The sequence below is a fragment of the Mongoliitalea lutea genome (genome assembly GCF_014652135.1).
Lineage (GTDB): Bacteria > Bacteroidota > Bacteroidia > Cytophagales > Cyclobacteriaceae > Mongoliitalea > Mongoliitalea lutea.
This window is the reverse complement of record NZ_BMYF01000062.1, coordinates 1-694: the sequence shown is the minus strand read 5'-3', so window position 1 is coordinate 694 and position 694 is coordinate 1. Positions and strand designations below refer to the sequence as shown.

At 49.7% G+C, this 694-nt stretch carries 1 rRNA gene; it reads right to left on the bottom strand.

What is annotated here, in order from left to right:
- Positions 1 to 694, bottom strand: a 23S ribosomal RNA gene (locus IE080_RS19385); the annotation flags it as partial.

The following is a 694-nucleotide window of genomic DNA, read 5'->3' as shown; positions in this document are numbered from 1 at the left end:
TCACCTGTATATACAGTATGGGAATATCAACCCATTTGCCATCGGAATCCCCACATGGGTTATCCTTAGGTCCCGACTGACCCTGATCCGATTAGCGTTGATCAGGAAACCTTGGTCTATCGGTGTGCGGGTTTCTCGCCCGCATTATCGTTACTTATGCCTACATTTGCTTTTCCAACAACTCCAGCACACATTACCATGCACCTTCTCTGTTACTGGAATGCTCCCCTACCATCCCGATAAATCGGGATCCTACGCTTCGGTACCACACTTGATGCCCGTTTATTATCGACGCCCTGCCGCTCGACCAGTGAGCTGTTACGCACTCTTTAAAGGAATAGCTGCTTCCAAGCTAACCTCCTGGCTGTCTAAGCAGCTGGACCACCTTTGTTCAACTTAGTATGGATTTTGGGACCTTAGCGGTAGGTCTGGGTTCTTTCCCTCTCGGACTCGGACCTTAGCACCCAAGCCCTCACTGCCGTTACTGTATCAATGCATTCGGAGTTCGTCAGGATTTGGTAGGATGTGACTCCCCCTAGTCCTATCGGTAGCTCTACCTCATCAATACATTCCACGACGCTGTTCCTAAAAACATTTCGGGGAGTACGAGCTATTTCTCAGTTTGATTGGCCTTTCACCCCTACCCACAGCTCATCCGGAAGCTTTTCAACGCTTATCGGTTCGGTCCTCCAGT